Genomic DNA, 23,227 nt, shown 5'->3' on the forward strand with positions numbered 1-23,227 from the left:
GTTTCCACACCATGGCGTGCGGTCCTTGCTCCGGGTTTGACAACAGCGGCAGATTGTACCACTGGCGGCGCACTCACCTGCAGCACCCGCTGCTCGCCGGGCTGCAGGCCATCCAGCGCCCACTCGCCAATCCTGACCCGGATCAGGCGCAGGGTCGGCAGCCCTACCTTGGCCGTCATGCGGCGTACCTGGCGGTTCTTGCCCTCATGGATGGTCAGCTCCAGCCAGCTGTCCGGGATATGCTTGCGCACCCGGATGGGGGGCTGGCGCGGCCAGACATCCGGTGATGCTAGCCGCCGCACCTCGGCAGGCAGCGTGACGAAATCACCCAGATTCACCCCCTCACGCAGTGCCTGTAGCTGCAGCTCATCTGGCTCGCCTTCCACCTGCACCCAGTAGGTCTTGGGCAGTTTGTGGCGCGGATCGGTAATGCGATGATTCAGCCCACCATGGTCAGTGAGCAGCAACAAGCCCTCGCTGTCGGTGTCCAGCCGACCTGCCGCATAAAAACCGGGGCGATCAATCAGGCTGGACAGGGTGGGATGCGTCGGGTGGCCGGAAAACTGGCAAATCACGCCATAAGGTTTGTTGAGCAGGATCAAGTCTGGCATGGTCACCGGGCCTTGCTGCCACGCCGTTCATACCATCAACGGGGCAACTGGTTTGATTGCGAAGTATTTTTACGGGATAATGCCAAGGTTAACCCGCTGGCAAATACACCCTGCCAGAAAGACGGGCCAACCCTTTTCCTGCCAGCGTGGATGACTATATTACACCCGTGGCAACGACGGTGCGTGCAACACGCGCTGTCACCGCCCACCGCGCAGGCAGCAGTGTCCCTGACCAACCTCACGATGGAGTAGGCATGAGCATCCAATCGCACATCACCGTTCCGGCCGGCGGCCAGAAAATCATTCCCGGCCAGCCGATGCCGAACAACCCGATCATTCCGTTCATCGAAGGTGACGGCATTGGCGTGGACATCACCCCGGTGATGAAAAAGGTGGTGGATGCCGCCGTAGCCAAGGCCTATGGCGGTCAGAAGCAGATTCACTGGATGGAAATCTACGCCGGAGAGAAATCCACCCGCGTGTACGGCAGCGATGTCTGGCTGCCGGAAGAAACCATGGCTGCCCTGAAGGACTACGTGGTGTCCATCAAGGGCCCGATGACCACCCCGGTGGGCGGTGGCATCCGCTCGCTGAACGTGGCCCTGCGCCAGGAGCTGGACCTGTATGTCTGCCTGCGCCCGGTACGTTACTTCCAGGGTGTACCGTCGCCGCTGAAGCAGCCGGAACTGACCGACATGGTGATCTTCCGTGAAAACACCGAAGACATTTACGCCGGCATCGAGTGGGCTGCGGAATCCGACAACGCCAAGAAGGTGATCGCCTTCCTGCAAAATGAAATGGGCGTGAAGAAGATCCGCTTCCCGGAAACCTCCGGCATCGGCATCAAGCCGGTCTCGAAGGAAGGTACCCGCCGTCTGGTGCGCAAGGCCATCCAGTACGCCATCGACAATGACCGCAAGAGCGTGACCATTGTCCACAAGGGCAACATCATGAAGTTCACCGAAGGTGGCTTCCGTGACTGGGCTTATGAACTGGCCAAAACCGAATTCGGTGCCGAGCTGATCGACGCTGGCCCGTGGTGCAAATTCAAGAACCCGAAGACCGGCCGTGAGATCATCGTCAAGGACGCCATTGCGGACGCCTTCCTGCAGCAGATTCTGCTGCGCCCGGCAGACTACGATGTGGTGGCCACGTTGAACCTGAACGGCGACTACGTCTCCGACGCGCTGGCCGCACAGGTGGGGGGTATCGGTATCGCCCCGGGCGCCAACCTGTCCGACAGCGTGGCGATGTTCGAAGCCACCCACGGCACCGCACCGAAGTACGCCGGTCAGGACAAGGTCAACCCCGGTTCGCTGATCCTCTCTGCCGAGATGATGCTGCGCCACATGGGCTGGACCGAAGCCGCCGACCTGATCATCAAGTCGATGGAAGCCGCCATTGCGGCCAAGCAAGTCACCTATGACTTTGCCCGCCTGATGGACGGCGCCAACGAAGTGAGCTGCTCGGCCTTCGGCGACGCCATGATTGCGCGCATGTAAGCAGTACTGCTGCTGCACCTCCAACAGGCCATCTTCGGGTGGCCTGTTGTTTTTCATGTGCTCAAAACAGGCTCAGCTGCCCGTTCGCCGGTAGTGGTGGCTGGAACACGTCGCAGCGCACATCCAGACTACGACGCACGAGGCCTAGGCGGCGGCAGTGCAGGGCAAACTGCTGTCGCAGCATGTCAGCATAGGGGCCGCGTCCTTTCATGCGTTCACCGTAGGCGGACTGGTAATCCTGCCCGCCGCGCATCTGTTGCAGCACACTCATCACGTGCTCGGCCCGCTGCGGGTAGTGTTGCTGCAGCCACTCGACAAACAGGTCACGAATCTCCAGCGGCAGGCGCAGGATCACATAGCTGGCGCTGCCCGCCCCGGCTTCTGCAGCCGCCTGCAGCACGGAGAATACCCCGGCATCCGTCAGTGCCGGGATGATGGGGGCCACCAGCACGCCAACCGGCACTCTGGCTTCCCTTAGCGCCCGAATCGCTTGCAAGCGCCGTAGCGGCGTGGCGGCGCGCGGTTCCAGTCGTCTGGCCAGCTCGGCATCCAGCGTGGTGACCGACAGATAGGTTTGGACCAGCCCCTGTGCGGCCAGGGCTTGCAGCAGGTCCAGATCTCGCTCGATCAAGGCCGACTTGGTGATGATGCCAACCGGATGACGGCACTCCAGCAACACTTGCAACAGCTGGCGGGTGATTTGCCATTGCCGGTCGATCGGCTGATAGGGGTCGGTATTGGCCCCCAGCATGATCGGGCTGGCCTGATAGCCCGGCTTCGCCAGTTCCTTGCGTAGCAAGTCGGCTGCGTCGGGTTTGGCAAACAGCCGGGTCTCAAAATCCAGCCCGGGCGACAGGTCATGCCAGGCATGGCTGGGTCGCGCATAGCAGTAAATGCAGCCGTGCTCGCAGCCTTGGTAGGAATTGATGGACTGGCGGAACGGGATGTCCGGGGACTGGTTATGGCTGATGATCTGCCGTGAGCGCACCACCTGCACCACGGTAGCGACGCGCTCAGGCACGCCCTCCTGCAGCCGCTGCTGCTCCAGCTGTTCAGCATCCGCTTCGCGCGTCGCCTGCAGATAACGACCGACACGGTTACTCGCCGCACCACGCCCGCGCAGCCCGCCTTGCAGGGCAACGGCATCCGTCGGGCGCGGTACGTCAAGCGGCTTCATGCCCATCCCCCCACCTCAATATAGAACGATCGTACTATATTGAGGTGGGGGGATCAATCGCCGTGCATCGGGCTGCGCTTACACGCCCGGCGCAAGGATCAGGCTCGGGAAGCGATCGTGGATGACCCGCAGGAAGGCTTCCACCACCTTGGGGTCGAACTGGCTGCCTGCGCGTGCCTGTATGTATTGCACGGCGGCCTCCAGCGTCCAGGGCTCTTTGTAGGGCCGCTTGTGCATCAGCGCATCAAACACATCGGACACCGCCGCGATACGCGCAGAAAGGGGGATCGCCTCACCCTGCAAGTGCTGCGGGTAACCACTGCCATCCCAATGCTCATGATGATTGCCCGCAATCTCGCACGCCAGCGACAGGTAGCTGACCCCGTCGACCATGTCGCTGGCCTTGCCCAGAATGGAGCCACCGGTGGACGCATGCTGCTGCATCACGCCCCGTTCCTGCTCATCATGCTTGCCCGGCTTGAACAGGATATGATCCGGAGTCCCCACTTTGCCGACATCGTGCAGGATGCTGGCCATGCCGACCTGTTCGACAAAGGCCAGCGTCAGCTGCTCGCTGTAGTACCCAAGCGCCTGCAGCTCGGCCACAATGGCATCGGTCATGCCCTGCACCCGCAGCACATGCTCTCCGGTATCGGTATCGCGGAACTCGGCCAGATCCGCCAACGCCACCACCGTCGCCGTCTGTGCCCGCTTGAGTTGCTCATACAGGTAGAGATTGTCGAACGCTGCCGAGATACGGTCACAGAACACCCGCAACAGTTGCTGCTCCAGCATGGCCAGTGGCCAGGGTGGTGCAAAGCAGATCACATATTCGCGCTGATTCTCGGTGGCGATGTACAAGGCCACCCAGTCCTCTGCAAACTGGTGAGCCTGCTGCTGCAAGGCTGTCTGGATCAAGGCTTCGGCATCTTCACGGATATGCGGGTCAGGCGTATCCAGCAGCGTCTCGAAGGCTTCTGTTGCCGCCACCACACTGAGCGGCTGATGCTTGCCGGGTATCGGCGGGGGCACCGAAACACACAGCACCCCATCGGCGCCAAAGCCAAGAATGCCACTGATCTGGCGCAGCACCCCGGAGGCAAACTCCCGCAGTGAGTGCTTTTGGTACAGATTCGCCGAGGCATCCAGAATCTTGCCCAAGCCCTGGCGGCTGCGCTCAATGGACAGCAGACTCTCATACGCGCGCAAGGAGGCAATCACGGTGGTGAACAGCTTCTGGCTGGTCAACTCGGTTTTGGCTTTGTAATCGTTGATGTCGTAGTCGGTGATGACCTGCTGCTCTGGTGCCTGACCGGGCTGCCCCGTGCGCAGCACAATGCGCACCAGCGCATTCTGCAGCTCTTCACGGATACGCCGCACCAGTCGCAGACCGGCATCGTCGGTTTCCATCACCACATCAAGCAGCACCAGCGCCACATCGTCCCGACTGGAAAGTACCTCGAAGCCCTCGGCCCCCGAGTAAGCACTGATGAACTGCAGATTGCGCCGCTTGTAGCTGACCCCCTGCATGGCCAGCCGTGTCACGCTGTGCACGTCCGGCTCATCATCCACAATCAGGATCACCCAGGGCAATGAGGACGGCCCGAGCAGCGTGGTACCGGGCTCCTCATCCTCAATCAGCCAGTCGTCCTCATCCGGCATACTCATGTTACTCCCCTTGCCCCGCCACCCTTGGTAACAGCATGGTGAAGCGGCAGCCTTGTCCAGGCGTACTGTCCACCTCGATACTGCCCCCCAGGCGACGACGTACCAGGTTATACACAATATTCAGGCCCAACCCGCTGCCCCCGCTGCCACGACGCGTGGTAAAGAACGGGTCAAACAGGTGGCCGACATGTTCAGGTGCTACGCCTTTGCCATTGTCCATGAACTGGAGGCGTATCCTTTCCTCATCCGGAAGCGTGACCCGGATCAGGATGGCGCCATCCTGCTCGGGCTCAAACGCATGAATCAGTGCATTCATCACCAGATTGGTCAGCACTTGTGCAATGGCCCCCGGGTAGCTGTCCATCTCGCAGCCTTCCGGGCAGTCCAGCGTGATGTGCACCGGGCGCCGCTTGTAGTGTGGTCGCAAACTGTCCAGCACCTCTTCAATATAGTCGTGCAAATCAAATTTGCGCCGGACTTCGCTGGTCTGATCAACCGCAATCTCCTTGAAGCCCCGGATCAAATCTGCCGCACGCAAGCTGTTGCTGGAGATCAGCGATGCGGTATCTTCCACCTGCTGCATGAACTGCGTGAGATCCGACTTTCGCACCGCGCCCTGATCTACCAACTCTCGCATCCGGCGGACGGTTTCACTCAGGTGCGATGCCGCCGTCAAAGCCACCCCCACCGGGGTATTGATCTCGTGCGCCACGCCTGCCACCAAACCGCCCAGTGAAGCCAGCCTTTCCGATTCCAACAAACTATCCTGTGCCTCGCGTAGTTGCTGCACCGCGCTTTCGGCCTGCACCTTTTCCTGCTGCAGGCTGGCCTCCATTGTCCGTCGTCGTGCGTTCTCCTCGGTCAGCGAATAGGCGAACTCCAGAAAGGCGGCACTCACCCGCGACAACTCATCCCGGCTGGTCAACCGAAAATCGGCTGCATTGACACCGCCGCCGCCCCCGGATGCCAGCAAGCGGGCGGTGGCCTCTTCCAGCTGGTGAATGTCACGCATGGTGCAGAGGTAAAAGGCCAGAAACAGGTAGGCCGCCAGCGCCAGGGAAAACGCCACCAGCCCCAGCAGCGCCCATTGCTGTTGACGCTCACTGTGTAGTGCACTCTGCAGATGCGTCTCCAGCGTGCGCACAGAGCGTTGCCACGCCTCATCGGCAATCCGCCACATGCTGTTCAAGACAGGCTGCATGCCGCGCAGCAACACTCGATCCGTCAAACGGTCCTCATTGCGCAGGCGCTGCAAGACCTCTCGCAACAATTGCACCTGGGCGGCCATACGCCGGTCATCCCGGTCCATGCGATCCCGGTCTGCTTCATCGGTGCTACGCTCATAACTGTTGCTCAAGATCGGCAGGCTATCGGCCCAGCGGTCCAGCAGATCTTGCATGGCGCCCAGCTCTTCAATGGTCAGCTCATGCTCGGGGATGGCTTTGGAGAGGGGGCGCAAACGGTAGGCCACGGCACGCAGCTGTGTCTGATAATAAGGATGCAGCACAACCATTTGCTGGCCCAGCGAGAAGCGGAGCATGCTGTTTTCCAGCACCAGGCCCGATCGCTCATAGATATCGGCACGAATCGCCTGGATGGCAGGTGGGGTACTGTTGACGCGATACTCGGCCGTCTCCAGCTGCTGTCCCAGCAAATCCTGCCGGAATGCATCCAGGGTCTGCAGCTCTCCGCGCGCAGCGGCAATGTAGCGGTCGCGCCCCACTTGATCCAGCGCCTTGTTCCACAGCGCCAAGGCGGACTGAAGCGGCAGGAAACGCTCACGTTGCCGGGTGGCGGGAACGCCGGGCAAGGTCAGCAAGGCCAGACCGCTCAAATTGCTCTCGATCTGGCTCAGCGGCTTCAACAAGGCGACGCCTTGCTGTTCCTGAATCAGGGTATTGCTGCGTTCGACCGAAGACTGCCAAAGCTGCCACGTCAGCAGCAGCATGGGCAGCAGCATGCAGGCCATCACCGTCAGAAACTTGACGGGATAGCGCACCTGCTGCATCAGCCAGATACCTGGCCGCATCAGCCCTACATGACCGCCCACCCTGCTCTCCCCGGAACGCTGCTGTACTTTTACCTTAGCAGACCGGATCGGGCTGTGCTGGGGTCAGGCGGGCAATGCAGGGTAGAGGTCGAACCGGGTGCTGTCACCACCAATGGCACCCGAAGGGGCTTTGTCGGCCAGCCAGGGTGCCCCCTTGGGACGCTTGACCACCACACGCCGGCGCGCCACCCGGCACGCCTCCTGCAGCAAGCCATCGGCGTCCGGATCACCGGACAGCAGTTGCTGAAACACCTGCATGCCCTTGCGGGCACGTGCTGTCCCTCGCTTCTCCGGGAACATCGGATCGAGGAACACCACATCAAAGGCAGCATCCGGCTGTTCGCGCAGCAGCTGCAGTGCATCACCATATTGCAGCTGCATGCGGGCTACAATGTCCCCGACCTCTGGATCTTCTGCCGCACGCAACAGGCCATCCTCTAGCAGTGCAGCCACCACCGCCACGCGCTCAAACATCTGCACTTCGCAGCCGAGGCTGGCCAGCACAAAGGCGTCCCCCCCCAAGCCTGCCGTCGCATCCAGTACCCGGCAGGTCTGCGTGCCTTTTAATCCAATGGCCTTGACCACCGCCTGGCCTCGTCCACCGCCAAACTTGCGACGATGTGCCGCCGCCCCCGCGACAAAATCGACCCGCAGCGGGCCGGGGGCCTGCGGTCCGTGGCAGAGCAAGGCCAGCCCCTGCGCATCCAGCCACAAGCTATGCGCCTCATCCCGTCGGGGGCGGCAGACAAAGCCATAGCGTTCCGCCAGCAGGGCCGCAGCCGAAAGCTGTTCAGAGGCCGCCTCAAGCGGCAGGCTTGCGTTAACATCGTGATTCATCACACTCTTCCAACAAGGAACCTTCATGCGGGTGGGGGTATTGGCCTGGCTGATCGGCGTGGTCTGTCTGCAGCAACGGGCTGCGCTGCCCAGCCTCAGCCTGTTGCTCTGCCTGCTGGCTCTCGCCCTGCCCGGCTTGTGCCTGTGGCGACGGTATCCCGTCTGCGGCTATCTGGGTTGCCTGCTGGCGGGCTTCGCCATCAGTGGCCTTTGGGCACTGCCTCGTTCTGCCGCCCAATCCGCCTGGCCAGCGACCGCACAGCATTACCCGGTATGCGGCACCGTGCTGGATTTGCCCGAGCTGCACCAGCAAACCCTGTGGTTCACCCTGCAACCCGACGCCCGGCTTCCCCTGCCAGACCACGCGCCCTTGCGCATCGGCTGGTACCTGGGCGGCAGTACCCTTCAGCCGGCCACACCCCATGCCGCAGAGTATTGGTGCTTCGATGCCCGCCTGCGCCCGGTACACGGTCAGTATAACCCGGGTGGCAGCGATCTGGCGGCCCACTACTGGGCGAATGGTCTCTACCGCAGCGGCTATCTGGACCCGAAGACGGCCCAGCGCCGGACATCAGCCTCGACACCGCCGCTCCGCGCGCAACTGAATGCCTGGCGTGAGGCCTTGCGCCAGCGCCTGCTGGATCAACTGGGTGACCACCCGCAACGCGGTTTGATTGTGGCGCTGTCACTGGGGGATCAGAGCCTGATTCCGGCAGACCAGTGGATGGTATATCGGCAAACCGGGGTCACCCACCTGGTCTCGATATCCGGTCTGCACATCACCTTGTTTGCGTGGCTGGCCAGCCTGCTGGGCGGCGCCGTATGGCGACGCATGCCAGCTGCCGCTGCCCGCCTGCCAGCGCAGCAGGTTGGTCTGTGGCTGGGCTTGATGGCTGCCACGGTCTATACCGCTCTCTCCGGCCTGGCCATACCGGCAGAGCGCACCTGGCTGATGCTGCTGGTGGCTTGCTGGATGCTGTCCCGCGGCAGGCGCTACCATGTATCCGACACGCTGGCGGTGGCCTTGTGGGTCATCCTGATCACCGATCCCTGGGCCGTGCTCTCCAGTGGTTTCTGGCTGTCATTTGGCGCAGTGGCCTTGCTGGTCTGGCATGGCAGCGGTCGTCAGCCAGGGCGGTGGTACGGCGCCTTGCGTAGCCAATGGGCCATGTTTGCCGGCATGCTGCCACTGCTGGTGTACGGGTTTGGGCTGCTTTCCCTGATCGCACCGGTCGCCAATGCGGTGGCCATCCCCTGGGTCAGCCTGTTACTGGCCCCGATCTCGATTGCCAGCCTGCTGCTTCCCGGGCTGGGCGAGGGTACCGCCATGTTGGCACAGGGCCTGTTCCACGTCCTGGCAGTGCTGGCGCAATGGCCGCTGGCGACGCTGAGCCTCGCGGCCCCCGGAGTGCTGACCACGCTGCTGGCTGGTGCGGGGGGGCTGTTGCTGCTGGCACCACGTGGCTGGCCGGGACGCGGCATGGGCTTCCTGGTACTGCTGCCGCTATTCTGGTCCGATCAGCTGCGTCCGGCTGCTGGCGCCATCCACCTCAGCGTGCTGGATGTGGGGCAAGGGCTGGCCGTACACCTGCAAACGGCCACGCATGACCTGCTGTACGATACCGGTGCACGTGGCAACGGTGAGCGGGTGCTGTTGCCCTATTTCCGTTCACAGGCCGTCAGTCGACTGGACCTGTTAATGCTCAGCCATGATGACAACGACCATACCGGCGCCAGCCGTGAACTGCTGCAAGGCCTGCCGACCATGGGCTTGCTGGCCAGCATGGCGTCACCACCGGATGTCGCAGGGGCACGCCCGTTTCGCCGTTGCCAGGCAGGCCAGCACTGGCAGTGGGACGGCGTAGATTTCGCCATCCTGTGGCCGCCCGCCCATTCTTCGCCAGAATGGACCGACAACCAGCGTAGTTGTGTACTGCGGGTCACAGGGGCTTTTGGCTCGGTGCTGTTGACCGGAGACCTGGAGCAGAACGGGGAAACGGCACTGATTGCCTCAGGCGTGCCGTTACACAGCACCGTGCTGGTGGCCAGCCATCATGGCAGCAAACGCTCTTCCAGTACGGACTGGATTCAGGCCGTGGCCCCTGCGGCTGTTATCTTCAGTGCAGGCTATGGCAATGCTTTCCACCATCCTCACCCGGACACCCTGGCCCGTTTCCATCAACAAAGCGTGCCAAGCTGGCGCACCGATCTGCAGGGGGCCATTCAACTGAAGCTGGATGGTCAGGACTTGCAACCTCAGGGCTGGCTGGACTCACACCGCCGATACTGGCATGCGGTTGACCACTAGGCAGCCATTGCAGTATTGATCGGCCCGCACCTCGAACGATGCGCGATGCAGGGTAGACAGCGTGACCGGCGGCTTGCCGGGCCGCACCAAGGTCACAATGCAATTGGCCAGTTTGGTATGCAGACAGGTATGGGGATGGCCGGCCACCGGGTAGCTGAAGCGGGCAAACAGCGGCAGCTGGGCCTGTATCTGACCGTGTATGCGCACACCGGACTGGCGGACGTCAAAACTCCAGACCACCAGCCCGGAATGGCTGTCTTCACGGATGCCATCTGCCAGCACATTGATCACATATACGGCTTCGGCATAGTGCAAGGTGAACACACTCATCCACGGCGCCCAATCCTTGCCCAGGGCCAGCTTCTGCGTGGAACACTCCAGATAAGCATGGTTGCTGTTGTCAAAGCCCACCACCTGCGCCCAGGCCTGCCGCTCAAACATCTTCAGCCCCTGGTCATCCAGGCGACTGCCGAGCCAACCTTTGACTTCAACTGGCTCGTTATCCAGCCACAGCATGCCGTTGAACAGCAAGTGCGGCGGGCTATAACTGCTGCCATCCGGCAGCGCCGCTGGTGCAGGCAATTGATCGGCCAGCGGGTGACTGCTAAGCTCCCAGGACAGTTGATAGCCTACACCGGGCGCAGCCCCGCTCAGGTGATCCGGCCCCAGTACCGCGCGATCCATCTGCAGGCGCTCCTGCTCATAGTCGATCGCGCACAAGTCCGCCGCTACCGGCAAACGCCCCCGCCACACCGAGTTGCGCTCTCCGTCAAAGAAGGCCACAGAAAGCTCGCCATCCGCCGAGCTTCCGGGCTTGGGCAAGGAGTAAGACAACCACAATGCCAGTGGCCGCGTCGGATGATTGGCACGGATGATGTGCCCTGTCAGGGTTCGGGCACCTCGTTCAGGTGCAGCGGAGGGCATGGATACGTTCTCTTGCAATCAATAACGATTTGTATTCTGCATCATCTCGCACATCGTCCACCCTTCATGAGGACGAGGTTACGGATAGCTCCACGCCACAAATTCCATATGAAAACAACGGCATAAAATGGTCACCACAAGGCATCCGGTGTACCAGCCGAATCAAAAAGCGGGCGAATTCCAGTATAGGCGGCTCTGGAAAATCTGCAACTGCCGAATCAGGATCAGCGCGGGTTTTGTATCAAACCTTGATACAGTTCCAGATAGCTCTGGCTGAGCTTGTGCTGTGGCTGCAGGTTGATCAGGGGGCATGACAGCTGATGCGACTCACGTACCACTACCGAGCTACCCAGCCGCACTGGCAATACCGGCAAGCCCTCCGCCTGCAGGGCTTCCACCAGCTGACGAGGCAAGCTGGCGCGAGGCTGGTACTGATTGACCACAATGCCTTCCACTTGCAAATCCGGATTATGGTCATCCCGCAGCTCAGCCACATTGTCAAGCAACTGGTACAAGGCCTGCCGGGAGAAGGCGTCACAATCAAATGGAATCAGACAACGGTCTGCCGCAATGAGCGCCGAGCGGGTGTAAAAATTCAGGGCCGGCGGGGTGTCCATATAGACTTGTGCAAACGTATCGGACAGCGACGCCAGCGCATCACGCAGTTTATAGATTTTGTAGCGGGCTTCGAGCTTGTCTTCCAGCTCAGCCAGCCGACGATGTGCCGGCAGCACGAACAGATTTGGGAAGGGCGTGGGGTGGACGTACGCCTGCGCCGGTTTCTGGAACAGGCTGACATTGAGCACCTGCTCAAACAGCTCGGCCAGACCGGGCAGTGCCGTCGCGGCGGCTTCGCCCAACAGATAGTGGCTGGCATTGGCCTGCGGGTCCAGATCCACCACCAGCGTCGGGATGCCTTGCGACGCAGCAATCGCTGCCAGATTGCAGGTGATGGTGGATTTGCCGACGCCACCTTTCTGGTTGAAAATCACACGCCGCATGTTCATGTCCCGAAGTTGGTTAGAATACGGGGAAACGGTACACCACTGTTTATGCTGCAGTGCATTATCCGGCAGGACCGCGTACCCTGCAATGATTCCACCCTGACCTAAAGCAAAGGCCCTCCATGTCGCACCAGGCTGATTCCGTCAAATCCATCATCTATGCGCTGACCGCCAATCTGGCGATTGCCGTTGCCAAGCTGGTAGGCGCCGTCATCACCCGCTCCGGGTCGATGCTGGCCGAGGCCATCCACTCGTTTGCCGACTGTGCCAACCAAGGGCTACTGCTATGGGGGCTGAAAGCAGCCAAGCGCCCGCCCACTTCGGATCACCCCTTGGGCTATGGTAAGGCCATCTACTTCTGGTCTTTCATCGTGGCCTTGATGCTGTTCAGCGTCGGCGGCATGTTTTCGATCTATGAAGGCTGGCACAAGCTGCACAGCACGGAGCCACTGTCCTGGCCATGGGTGGCCATCGGCATCCTGACCTTCAGCATCATTGCCGAAGCGTTGTCGCTGGCGGGCTGCCTGAAAGAGATCAACAAGGCACGCGGTCGCCGCTCTCTCTGGCGCTGGGCGCGTGAATCCCGGCAAAGTGAGCTGATTGTGGTGCTGGGAGAAGACGTCGCAGCACTATTTGGCCTGGTTTTTGCGCTCATCGCCATCGTGTTGACCCTGCTAACCGGCAATCCGGTCTATGATGCACTGGGCAGCATCATGATTGGCGTGCTGCTGATTGCGGTGGCAGTGTTCATCGGGGTGGAAATCAAGGGTCTGTTGATTGGTCAGAGTATTGAAGACCGTGAACAGGAAGACATTCGCCAGTGGCTCAAGGCGCGTGGCGAGATCAAGCAGGTGCTGAACCTGATCAGCCTGCAGCTGGGCAACCGCTGCATGCTGGCCATCAAGGCTGAAATGGCCGAATTCACGGACCAGCATGCCATGATCCGCGCCATCAACACGGTAGAAGCGGAGCTGCGGCAGGCGTTCCCGCAAGTACAATGGCTGTTTTTCGAGCCGGATGACCGGCACTGAACCTGATATCTGAAGCTGGCAAACATGGTTTCTGTTGCACACCCTTTAGCCCATTCCGAGCAGCCACTATCGGCGGCCCTGGCAGAGCGCCTGGCGGCGCTGGAGGAGCGCTTCACCCCGGCGGAGCGTGCCACCATTGAAGCCGCGGCGCAGGTGGCGGAAACCCTGTACCGCGACCATCTGCACCCGGTCACCACCCTGCCCCTGCTGCAGCATGCGGTGGCCACCGCCATGATGGTGGCCGACCTGCGGCTGGACCACGAAGCCATTGCCGCAGCCCTGCTGTTTGCGGCGCCGGACTATCTGGTCAACTGGGAAGTGACGCTGGCGGATTTTGGCCCCGATGTGCACAAGCTGATCGACGGGCTGAGCAAGGTGCGCCAACTCCCCCTGCTGGCCGAGAGCAACCGCAGCGACCCCCGCCTGGCCGGTCAGCAGATCGAAGTCATGCGCAAGATGATGCTGGCGATGGTGGAGGATGTGCGGGTGGTGCTGGTCAAGCTGGCCTGGCGTACCCAGACCATGCACGGCCTGAAGTATGCCGACCCGGAACAACAGGTTCACATTGCCCGCGAGACCATGGACCTGTTTGCCCCGCTGGCCAACCGGCTGGGTATCTGGCAGGTGAAGTGGGAACTGGAAGACCTCTCTTTCCGCTATCTGGAGCCCGCCCGTTACAAGAGGATTGCCCAGCTGCTGGATGAAAAACGCCTGCAGCGGGAAGCCTACATCACCGATGTGCTCAACCAGCTACGGCATGAGCTGGCGCAAGCGGGCATTGAAGGTGATGTTGCCGGGCGGCCCAAGCACATCTACAGTATCTGGAAAAAGATGCAGAAGAAGCGGCTGGAATTCCACGAGCTGTACGACATCCGTGCCGTGCGCATTCTGGTACCGACCATCCGCGACTGCTACACCATTCTCGGCATCGTCCATCACCTGTGGCGACCGATTCCGGGGCAGTTCGACGACTACATCTCGCACCCCAAGGGCAACTTCTACCGCTCCTTGCATACCGCTGTCATCGGGCCGCAGGAAAAAGGCATGGAAGTGCAGATTCGCACCTTCGACATGCACCAGCATGCCGAGATGGGTGTGGCGGCCCACTGGCGATACAAGGAAGGCGGGCGTGGGGACGCCGGTTACGAAGAAAAGATCGCCTGGCTACGGCAACTGCTGGCGTGGCGCGATGAAATCGGCCATGAGGATGAAAGCAGCGATGAAGGCCCGCCCGAGCTGGTGGAGCAGTTCAAGAACGAGCTGTTCCGCGACACCGTTTACGTGCTGACTCCGCAAGGCCGGGTGATCGACCTGCCCGGCGGGGCCAGCCCCATCGACTTTGCCTACGCGCTGCATACCGACCTTGGCCACCGCTGCCGAGGCGCCAAGGTCAACGGTCATATCGTGCCGCTGACCTACGCACTGCAGAATGGCGACCGCGTGGAGATTCTGGCCGCCAAGGAGGGTGGCCCCAGCCTCGACTGGCTGCGCCACGGCTTGCTGAAGTCCAGCAAGGCCAATGCCAAGGTGCGGCAATGGCTGAAGCAGCAACATCTGGACGTGCTGATCGAGCAAGGTCGGCAGCTGTACGAGAAGGTTCGCCTCAAGCACCATAGCCATCTGGAACTGGAAACCCTGGCTGGCCGCTTGGGATTTCGCAAGCCGGAAGACCTGTTTGCCGCCATCGGGCGCGGCGAGCTGGGGCCCAAGGCGCTGGGCGATGCCATCCAGACCCTTCCGGTCACCAGCAGCGAGCCAGAAGAGGCCACCGTTACGGTGGAAGACCTGATCCGCCGCAGCAAGGCGGGTGACAATGCCCAGGGCATCCTGATCGAAGGTGTCGATAACCTGATGACGGTACTGGCTAAGTGCTGCAAACCGGTGATGGGGGACGAAGTGGTGGGTTATGTCACGCGAGGGCGCGGCATCTCCATTCACCGCAAAGGTTGCAAGGCGCTGGAACGGCTCGTCGCCAGCTGCCCGGAGCGGATGATCGCCGCCAACTGGGGCCAGCTGCGCGACGCACGCTTCCCGGTAGACGTGGTGGTGGAGGCGCAGGACCGCAATGGCTTGCTGCGTGACGTGTCAGAAGCGTTTAGCCGGGACAAGACCCATATTACAGCGGCACAGACCCTGTCCCACCAAGGCGGCGCCACCCTGCGCTTTACCGTGGAGATCCTGAGCCTGGAGCAACTGCGCCACCTGCTGGCGCAGCTCTCCAGCGTGCCGGGCGTCATCCGCGCCAGCCGTCGTTAACGCCGGGGCGCGTTGTGACGCGCCCCGCACTGCTCAGCGCAGGGCCTCCCGCAAGGCCAGCAAGGAAGCCGCACTGGTTTCCGGGCGGCCATACTCCGGCGGGCGCAAGCTGCCGCCCATGAATACACGCGGATTACGGTATTGCATCGGGCTGTCGCACCAGCCCATGGCGGCTACGTGGATTTCGCTGATGCCTGCGCCATAGCCGGTCAGCAGCGGTAACAGCCGCGGCGCACTGCGCTCTACACCCCCGCCCGGCATGATGCTGATGCGCCCAGCCGCCCGCACCAGCAGCTGCTGCAGCAAGGGTGCGCCTTCAAAGGCACTGGCTTCCTGCCCGGAGGTCAGCACGCGGGATACCCCAAGCTCGATCAAATCATCCAGCGCCGCAAATGGGTCGCGGCACATGTCGAAGGCGCGATGAAACGTCACCGGCAAGCCGCCAGCCTGTTCAATAAGGGTTCGACAGCGCGCCACATCCACATCGCCTTCCGGTGTCAGGATACCGAACACCACCCCGTTCGCCCCGGCCTGCCGTGCGGCTTCCACATCCAGGCACATGGCACGGAACTCATCCTCGCTGTAGCAGAAATCACCGCCGCGTGGCCGGATCATCACCATCAGGCCCAGCTCAACGGCTTCACGCACCGCCCGGATCATGCCCAGTGAGGGGGTCGTTCCCCCTTCCAGCAGGTTGTCGCACAGCTCCACCCGCTGCGCGCCCCCGGCCGCAGCGGCCCGGGCCGACGCCACGGAATCCAGACAGACTTCGATTTGCAATGTCATGCACCCTGCTCCTGTATCTTTGCCATTCGCAAAGGCCACAGTCTGCGCCAGACCGCAGGCCCACCTGAACTGAATTCACGGCCCGTCGTACGGCGTGTTGCAACAGGGCGACACTGGTCTCAAACGCCCGCCTGCTGCAGGCGACCATGCCGTTGCCAGCACGACCGCCTGCGCTGCTTAGCGCACCACCGATACCGGCTTCCACTGTCCGGACTGGTATTGCTTGACGGTGACTGCAGCGTGTTTGATATCCCCGTTCGGGTCAAACTCCACCGGGCCGATCACACCACTCATCTTCAGCTTGGCCAGGAAAGGCAGATAACGTGCAGGCTCCGTGGAATCTGCCGCCTTCATGGCGTGTGCCAGTGCCATGACCGCATCGTAGGCATACGGCGCATAAATATTGACCTCCACGCCGAAACGGGCCTTGAAGCGCTTGTAGAAATCCGCGCCTTTGCTCATCTTGTCCGCCGGCAGCCCAGCCTCGGTACAGTACACCCGGTTGTCCAGCACATTGCCGGACAGCTCGATCATGTCGCTGGAGCAGGCACCATCCCCCAGCACCAGATTGGCCTTCATCCCCAGGCGGCGCATTTGCTGCAGCAAGGGTGCCGCCGTCGCATCCATGCCACCGTAGACGATGACATCCGGGTTCTTGCTGCGGATGGCGGTTAATACAGCCATCCAGTCTGTCGTCTTTTCCGTGCCATACTCCCGTGCCACCACGCTGGCAGGCGAACCTTGCAGCGACTTCTCCACCTCGGCCACCAGACCCTGCCCATAGGCAGAACGGTCGTCAATCAAGGCAAAGCGTTTGCCCTTGAGCGTCTGGAACGAAAAACGCCCCATCGCGCCACCCTGCTGCTCATCATTGGCGACCAGACGGAAGGTGGTTTTGAAACCTTGCCGGGTGTACTTGGGGTTGGTGGCGGAGGGGCTGATCTGCGGAATGCCAGCATCCGAATAGATGCGGGATGCCGGAATGCTGGCGCCAGAGGTTTCGTGCCCGACGACCCCATTCACCTTCATGTCGACCAGCTTTTGCGCCACGATGGTGGCGGTGCGCGGGTCGGCCACATCGTCCTCCGACACCAGCTCCCAGCGTACCGGCTGCCCGCCAATACGCCACCCCATCTTGTTGAGGTCTTCAATCGCCAGGCGGGCACCATTGTCGATGTCTTTGCCTGCCCGTGAAATCGGGCCGGTCAAGGGCGAGGCCTGGCCAATCCGGACCAGGGTATCTGCGCTGACGGCCGACATTCCGGCCAGCAACAGTACGCCCAAAGCCATCTGCGTGATCTTGCGGTTCATGTGTGTCTCCTTCTCCGTGGTTTACAGGTTGATCCTGCTTGTTTATGCGACTGCGGTCCGCTGCTGCTGCCGTACACGGCAAGCCGCGCCAAACGTGGTAAAGATGTGGGTGGACAAGGCATCCTGGCCCACCAGGGCTTCCGGGTGCCATTGCACCGCCAGATTGAAACCGGGGGCCAAGGCATCACAAAACGCCTCAATCAGCCCATCCGGTGCCACCGCTTCCACCGTCAGCCCAGCTCCCAGCACGGCCACACCCTGTTCATGCAAGGAGTTCACGCGGACCTCGTCCACAGCACACCCGCGCTGCAATATTCCGCCTTGCCGCAAGCGCACCGGGTGGCTGAGGGCATACCAGTCGGCCAACGGTTGGCTGTGATCCCCCTCGCGGTGGTCCAGCGCGCCCGGCTGCTCATGCACCGCCGGATGCAGCGTGCCACCATAGGCCACATTCATCTCCTGAAAGCCGCGGCAAATGGCCAGCAGCGGGATGCCGCGCGCAATGATGCGGGGAATCAGCCGCAATACCGCCTGATCCCGCTCCTCATCCTCCAGGGTGCCAGCCGGGGCGGGGGCCGCACCATAACAAGCAGGGGCCACGTTTGAGGCACTGCCGGTCAGCACCACGCCGTCCACCTCTTCGAGCAGGCACGCATCCAGCCCTTCCGGCATGCCAACCGGCCACAGCCAGGGCAAGCCTTCGGCAAACTGCTGCACCGCACGCACATAGCTGTGCGACACCGAGTTGGCGGCATGGTGGCGATAGACGATCCGGTCGCTGCAAATGGCAATGCGGGGCAAGGCGGTGGACATGGACAAACTCAACGGGTGTTTGGATGGTGTAATGAAAACAGTCCGCGGCATTTGCGGAAAGCCATTACAATCGAAAGCTGCTTTTGCACAGGGCGCAAAACCATGGATCAGATCGTTGCACTTCGCAGCCTGCTGCAAGTGGTACAGCATGGCAGTTTCTCGGCGGCGGCCCGGTCGCTGTCGGTCGCAGTATCCTCCCTCACCCGGCAGATTGACGGCCTGGAGCGGGGGTTGGGGACGCGCTTGCTGATCCGCTCCACCCACGGCTTGCATTTGACGGAAGCCGGCGAGTGGCTGCTGCAGAAATCACGGCTGCCGCTGATGGACGTAGAAGCCGCCCTGCAGCAGGTGAGCGCTCTGGATCAGGCTTTGCAGGGCCGCATCAAGCTGACGGCCCCACTCAATTTCGGGCGTCGCCTGCTGCCGCCGCTGCTGGTCAGCTTTCTGCAGCAGCATCCTGCCGTCGAGATTGACCTCAGGCTGTCCGATCACTACCAACGGATCGCGCTGGAAGGCTTTGACATGGGCATCCGTGTGGGACAACAGCACGACCCGGATCTGCTGGTGTTCCCGGCTACCGCCCACCGCCCCATCCTGTGCGCCAGCCCCGACTACCTATCGCACCACGGTACCCCAGCGGAGGCCCGTGACCTGCACCAGCATGCTTGCCTGCCGCAGATCGTGCTCGACCAGCCTGCCAGCTGGACCCTGCTGGTGAACGGAGAAGCCTGGAAGTTTGTACCCCGTGGCCCGCTGCAGTCGGATCGCTCCGAGGTCTTGTATGAGGCCGCGTGTGCCGGCCTTGGCATCGCGGACATGCCGTACTGGCTGGCGAGTGAGGCTTTGCAGCAAAGTCGGCTCGTGCAAGTATTGCCCCAGCATCCTTTGTTATCCCCACTCGGCGATCAGGTTTACATCGTGATCCCGCCGCACCGTCGGCAGTCTCCCCGGGTGCGTGCACTGCGTGATCATGTGCTGCTGCATCTGGCCAAGGTGGATGATGCCTGAGCTCGCTCACCGACCACGCCGGATCGGATTGTCGCTACGTCCGCAACAACTGACTGGTAGATCAGGTTTTTTTCCTGCTTTTTCTGGTTGAAGCTGTTGCAACTGCGCTACAATCCGGCACGATGCATTTTTCAGAACTTGGTTTAAGCGAAGAGATCATGCGTGCAGTGGCCGATCAAGGCTACGACGCACCGACTCCTATTCAGGCGGCGGCCATTCCGGCCGTCATGGGCGGTCGCGACCTGTTGGCCGCGGCACAGACCGGGACCGGCAAGACCGCAGCGTTCACGCTGCCGATGCTCAACCGGCTTCGGCCCTACGGCAACACCAGCCCCTCGCCTGCCCGTCACCCCCTGCGCGCACTGATCCTGACGCCCACCCGTGAGTTGGCCGATCAGGTGTTTGCCAACGTACAGAGCTACAGCAAATACCTGCCGCTGCGCTGCACAGTGGCATTCGGTGGCGTTGCCATGCCGCCGCAGACCACCGCGCTGCGCAATGGCGTCGAGATCCTGGTGGCCACCCCAGGCCGTTTGCTGGACCATATCCAGCAGAAGAACGTGCAGCTCAACCAGGTCGAGTTCCTGGTACTGGATGAAGCCGACCGCATGCTGGACATGGGCTTCATTGACGACATCAAGCGCCTGATGGGCATGCTGCCTGCCAAGCGCCAGAATCTGCTGTTCTCGGCCACCTTCTCGCCGGAAATCAAGGCGCTGGCTGATCAGCTGCTGGATAACCCGCAAGTGGTGGAAGTGGCACGCCGCAACGCCACCAATGCCAATGTGACCCAGCTGCTGTACAAGATGAAAGAGGAGCAGCGCTATCCGCTGCTGCTCAAACTGCTCAAGCATCACGACATCCAGCAGGTGCTGATTTTTGCCCGCACCAAGCAGACCACCGAGCGACTGGCCCGCCAGTTGCAACGGGACCGGGTGTCGGCCGTCTCCATCCATGGTGACAAGACCCAGCAGGCCCGTCTCGAATCGCTAGCCGCCTTCAAGGAAGGTCGCGCACTGGTGATGGTGGCCACCGACGTGGCCGCACGCGGGCTGGACATTGACCTGTTGCCCTTCGTCATCAACTACGAGCTGCCCAACACACCGGAAGACTATGTACACCGCATTGGTCGTACCGGTCGGGCGGGGGCGCTGGGTACCGCCATCTCGCTGTCTGGTCCGGACGATGAACGGTCGCTGGCCAATATCGAAAAGCTGATCAAGCAGCCCTTGTCGCAGCAGGACAGCGACAGCCTGCTGGCACCACCGCCCCGCCCGGTTCGGGAAGTGGTCAGTGAAGGCCGCCGCGAGCGCAGTCGGGACAGCGATGGTCCGCCCGAGCTCAGCAACTGGCCCACCACGCCGCGTCGCAACCGTGCGCCGCAGATTGCCGCCCTGTTCCTGCCCCCCCAACGGGTGACCAGCCCGGATACGGGCGACACCGCCTGATCTGCATGTCCAGCGTGGACCCTGCGCTATTGGCACAGCTGCAGCAGATTCCCCTGCTGCAGGCCATGCAGTTGCAGGTGGTCCAGGCGGACATGGACGGCATCCACTTCAGCGCGCCGCTGGCAGCCAACCGCAATGACAAAGGCACCGCATTTGCCGGTAGCCTGGCCAGCCTGCTGACCCTGTCCGGCTGGGCCATGACCACACTACAGGCCCGGCACGCCGGCTTTGATCTGGCGGTGGCGGTCAGCCATAGCGAACTGCGCTATCTCCTGCCGGTCACCGATAGCCTGCAGATCGTCTGCCCGCCCCCCCACTCCTGAAGCCCTGCATCACTTCCTGCACGCCCTGCAACACAAAGGGCGAGGCCGCCTGCCGCTGGAAAGCCAGGCGCTGACGGCAGACCACCGCGTGGCGGCCTGCCACCTTGGTCAGTTTGCGGCCTTCCCTCGCCCACACGCCTGAGCCTTCCCTGTCCGGAATGACAGGTCCCTACGGCTAGCGCTTTTCGCCACGCTGCCGACGGATTATTGTTAGGAAGCAGTCGCCCGGTGTGGCGCGGTTAACGGCTTAGGGATGCAACACGATTTTTCATGAGTGCAGAATGTGTGCTGTTTGCGCCGCATCCGGCGCGCCATGCCTTGATCCGGTCCTACTGGCCGGACAGTCTGGCCGCGCCCTGCACCCTCTCCCTTTTGCCTGAAGCGCCCCTCCCCGCCTGCCTGCTTTATGATCTGCATGACAGCCCCATGGCAGACCTGCAACGGCTGCTTGACTGGCGTCAGCATCATCCGGACGTACCACTCATCCTGCTGGGAGCCGACTTGCAGCACGAGGCGGTATTGCGCCTGCTGCAGGGTGGCGCGGGCGACATCCTGCAAGATCCGCTGTTACCGGCACTGCCGCACTACCTGCACCGTATTTTGCAGCAGGCACAACTGGATGCAGCGATCGACACGCTGCTGCTCGAGACGGCAGGCTTGCAGGGGGCCGACTTTCTGCAGGCCCTGGTCGAAGCACTGGCCCGGCTGCTGCAGGTCGATCAGGCGTATGCATCCACCCATGACCCAGTGCAACCCGAGTGGCTGTGCACCGTCGCAGGCTGGCGTCGGGGGCAACCGGTCCCCCCGGTGCGCTACCCGCTGAGCGGCTCTCCCTGCGAACAGGTACTGCGGCAGGGCAAGCTGTGCTGTTACCCGAATGATGTGCAGACCTGCTTCCCGGAAGATCTGATGCTGCAGGAAGATGGGCTGGTTGGCTACATCGGCTACCCCTTGCGGGACCGGCAAGGCCAGGTCATTGGTCTGGTCAATGTTCTGCACCAGCACCCGCTGCATCCGTCGGCGCAATTGCGCACCATCCTGCGCCTGTTTGCTGCCCGTGCCGGCACCGAGCTGGAGCGCTTGCGCACGGCCGACCAGCTACAGGACACCCAGGGGCTGTTGCAGCATGTGTACGCCCACGCGCCCATCCTGCTCTGCCAGCTGGATCCGGCAGGACATGTACAGCAGGCTAACCCGGCACTGGAGCAGGCGCTGGGTAGTGCACTGCCTTTTCTGCATGGGCAACCGTGGCATGTCCTGTTCCAGCAGCCCGCCATAGCAGACTGGCAGCAGCCCCCGCAGCAGCTGGAAACCAGCCTGCCGGCAGCCAGCGGCAAACAGACCTACAGTTGGGTGTTCGCCCCTCGGCGCACCGCAGAGGGCTCGATCCGCGACATTCTGGCGATTGGCACCGACATCACGCAGCGCAAGCAAACCGAGCAGGCGCTGCGCGACAAGGCGACCGCACTGGAAGCCACCAACCGTGAACTGGAAGACTTTGCCTTTGTGGCCTCACATGACCTGCAGGAACCCTTGCGCAAAATCCTGGCGTATAGCGACTTGCTGCAGCAAGAATGTGCAGCCTACCTGCCCGATACCGGGCAACAGTACCTGCAGCTGATGAACAAAGCCACCCAGCGCCTGCAACAGCTGATCCGGGATTTGCTGCAGTTGTCACGGGTCACCCGTAGTCAGCGCCGCTTTGAAGCGGTGTCACTGGCGGAGGTGCTGGAGCAGGTGCAACAGGATCTGGAGATCCCTTTGCGGGACACCCAGGCCCGCCTGCAGATCGAGGGTAGCCTGCCCACCCTGACCGGCGATCCGGTGCAGCTGCAGCAAGTGTTCCTCAACCTGCTCAGCAATGCCCTGAAGTACACCCGCCCAGACGTACCACCCGAAATCCGGATTCATGCGGAGCCTTACCGCCTGCCCCACCGCAAACCGCAGTGGCGCATTCTGATCTGCGACAACGGCATTGGCTTTGAGCAGCAATATGCTGAGCGGATCTTCAAGGTTTTTCAGCGCCTGCATGGGCGTGAGCAATACGAGGGGACGGGCATTGGCCTGGCCATCTGCAAGAAAATCGTTGAGCGGCACCGTGGCCAGATCACCGCCGAAGGCCGCCCCGGCGCCGGGGCGACGTTTATCCTGGATTTGCCGGCTTAAGGAC

Annotated in this window: 17 protein-coding genes and 1 pseudogene; 8 read left to right on the top strand and 10 right to left on the bottom strand. The window is 62.1% G+C overall.

Annotated features, from left to right (window positions below):
- Nucleotides 1-86: 86 nt before the first annotated feature.
- Nucleotides 87-611 (bottom strand): annotated as a pseudogene (locus ACE3O2_RS02895) (pseudouridine synthase); the annotation flags it as partial.
- Between the two features lie 254 nt (nucleotides 612-865).
- On the opposite strand from ACE3O2_RS02895, the gene icd reads away from it, so the two are divergent.
- A complete protein-coding gene (icd, locus tag ACE3O2_RS02900; RefSeq protein WP_168876364.1) occupies nucleotides 866-2,113 on the top strand; it encodes an NADP-dependent isocitrate dehydrogenase in 1,248 nt (415 codons plus the stop codon).
- A 61-nt stretch (nucleotides 2,114-2,174) separates the two neighbouring features.
- On the opposite strand, the gene ACE3O2_RS02905 is transcribed toward icd, so the two are convergent.
- The 4 genes from ACE3O2_RS02905 to ACE3O2_RS02920 form a co-directional block, all read right to left on the bottom strand.
- Nucleotides 2,175-3,290, bottom strand: coding sequence for a PA0069 family radical SAM protein (locus tag ACE3O2_RS02905; RefSeq protein ID WP_374334751.1), 1,116 nt, complete (start codon nucleotides 3,288-3,290; stop codon nucleotides 2,175-2,177).
- Nucleotides 3,291-3,368: 78 nt separating this feature from the next.
- Complete coding sequence (locus ACE3O2_RS02910) at nucleotides 3,369-4,958, bottom strand: DUF3369 domain-containing protein (protein WP_374334752.1); 1,590 nt, start codon at nucleotides 4,956-4,958, stop codon at nucleotides 3,369-3,371.
- Between the two features lies 1 nt (nucleotide 4,959).
- Nucleotides 4,960-7,008: a sensor histidine kinase gene (locus ACE3O2_RS02915; RefSeq protein WP_374334753.1), complete on the bottom strand. Its 2,049-nt coding sequence runs from the start codon at nucleotides 7,006-7,008 to the stop codon at nucleotides 4,960-4,962.
- Between the two features lie 63 nt (nucleotides 7,009-7,071).
- Nucleotides 7,072-7,845, bottom strand: a complete 774-nt coding sequence (locus ACE3O2_RS02920) for a class I SAM-dependent methyltransferase (protein WP_374334754.1) — start codon at nucleotides 7,843-7,845, stop codon at nucleotides 7,072-7,074.
- Between the two features lie 25 nt (nucleotides 7,846-7,870).
- On the opposite strand from ACE3O2_RS02920, the gene ACE3O2_RS02925 reads away from it, so the two are divergent.
- Nucleotides 7,871-10,153 carry a DNA internalization-related competence protein ComEC/Rec2 gene (locus tag ACE3O2_RS02925; RefSeq protein ID WP_374334755.1) on the top strand — a complete coding sequence of 761 codons (2,283 nt, stop codon included), beginning with the start codon at nucleotides 7,871-7,873 and terminating at the stop codon, nucleotides 10,151-10,153.
- Here the strand turns inward: ACE3O2_RS02925 and ACE3O2_RS02930 are convergent.
- Together ACE3O2_RS02930 and ACE3O2_RS02935 are read right to left on the bottom strand one after the other, a co-directional pair.
- Nucleotides 10,118-11,077 carry a hypothetical protein gene (locus tag ACE3O2_RS02930; RefSeq protein ID WP_374334756.1) on the bottom strand — a complete coding sequence of 320 codons (960 nt, stop codon included), beginning with the start codon at nucleotides 11,075-11,077 and terminating at the stop codon, nucleotides 10,118-10,120. The genes ACE3O2_RS02925 and ACE3O2_RS02930 overlap by 36 nt on opposite strands.
- A 224-nt stretch (nucleotides 11,078-11,301) precedes the next feature.
- Nucleotides 11,302-12,078 carry a ParA family protein gene (locus ACE3O2_RS02935; protein WP_374334757.1) on the bottom strand — a complete coding sequence of 259 codons (777 nt, stop codon included), beginning with the start codon at nucleotides 12,076-12,078 and terminating at the stop codon, nucleotides 11,302-11,304.
- 125 nt (nucleotides 12,079-12,203) lie between these two features.
- Between ACE3O2_RS02935 and ACE3O2_RS02940 the strand changes: the two genes are divergently transcribed.
- A complete protein-coding gene (locus ACE3O2_RS02940; RefSeq protein ID WP_168876371.1) occupies nucleotides 12,204-13,112 on the top strand; it encodes a cation diffusion facilitator family transporter in 909 nt (302 codons plus the stop codon).
- Nucleotides 13,113-13,136: 24 nt separating this feature from the next.
- The gene (locus tag ACE3O2_RS02945; RefSeq protein ID WP_374334758.1) at nucleotides 13,137-15,368 is read left to right on the top strand and encodes a bifunctional (p)ppGpp synthetase/guanosine-3',5'-bis(diphosphate) 3'-pyrophosphohydrolase; all 2,232 of its coding nucleotides are present in this window, start codon (nucleotides 13,137-13,139) and stop codon (nucleotides 15,366-15,368) included.
- Nucleotides 15,369-15,401: 33 nt separating this feature from the next.
- Here ACE3O2_RS02945 and ACE3O2_RS02950 read toward each other — a convergent pair whose 3' ends face one another.
- From ACE3O2_RS02950 to ACE3O2_RS02960, 3 genes are all read right to left on the bottom strand, one after another.
- Nucleotides 15,402-16,154: a copper homeostasis protein CutC gene (locus ACE3O2_RS02950; protein ID WP_374334759.1), complete on the bottom strand. Its 753-nt coding sequence runs from the start codon at nucleotides 16,152-16,154 to the stop codon at nucleotides 15,402-15,404.
- A 177-nt stretch (nucleotides 16,155-16,331) separates the two neighbouring features.
- Nucleotides 16,332-17,465, bottom strand: a complete 1,134-nt coding sequence (locus tag ACE3O2_RS02955) for a branched-chain amino acid ABC transporter substrate-binding protein (RefSeq protein ID WP_374334760.1) — start codon at nucleotides 17,463-17,465, stop codon at nucleotides 16,332-16,334.
- Nucleotides 17,466-17,507: 42 nt separating this feature from the next.
- Entirely contained in the window at nucleotides 17,508-18,278 is a 771-nt protein-coding gene (locus tag ACE3O2_RS02960; protein ID WP_374334761.1) for a gamma-glutamyl-gamma-aminobutyrate hydrolase family protein, read from the bottom strand.
- 102 nt (nucleotides 18,279-18,380) lie between these two features.
- Between ACE3O2_RS02960 and ACE3O2_RS02965 the strand changes: the two genes are divergently transcribed.
- From ACE3O2_RS02965 to ACE3O2_RS02980, 4 genes are all read left to right on the top strand, one after another.
- Nucleotides 18,381-19,286, top strand: coding sequence for a LysR family transcriptional regulator (locus ACE3O2_RS02965; protein ID WP_374334762.1), 906 nt, complete (start codon nucleotides 18,381-18,383; stop codon nucleotides 19,284-19,286).
- Between the two features lie 158 nt (nucleotides 19,287-19,444).
- A complete protein-coding gene (locus ACE3O2_RS02970) occupies nucleotides 19,445-20,734 on the top strand; it encodes a DEAD/DEAH box helicase (protein ID WP_374334763.1) in 1,290 nt (429 codons plus the stop codon).
- 5 nt (nucleotides 20,735-20,739) lie between these two features.
- A complete protein-coding gene (locus ACE3O2_RS02975; protein WP_374334764.1) occupies nucleotides 20,740-21,057 on the top strand; it encodes a YiiD C-terminal domain-containing protein in 318 nt (105 codons plus the stop codon).
- A gap of 270 nt (nucleotides 21,058-21,327) precedes the next feature.
- Nucleotides 21,328-23,223, top strand: coding sequence for an ATP-binding protein (locus ACE3O2_RS02980; RefSeq protein ID WP_374334765.1), 1,896 nt, complete (start codon nucleotides 21,328-21,330; stop codon nucleotides 23,221-23,223).
- The last annotated feature ends 4 nt before the right edge of the window (nucleotides 23,224-23,227 follow it).

It is taken from the genome of Leeia sp., assembly GCF_041909055.1.
GTDB classification, from domain to species: domain Bacteria; phylum Pseudomonadota; class Gammaproteobacteria; order Burkholderiales; family Leeiaceae; genus Leeia; species Leeia aquatica.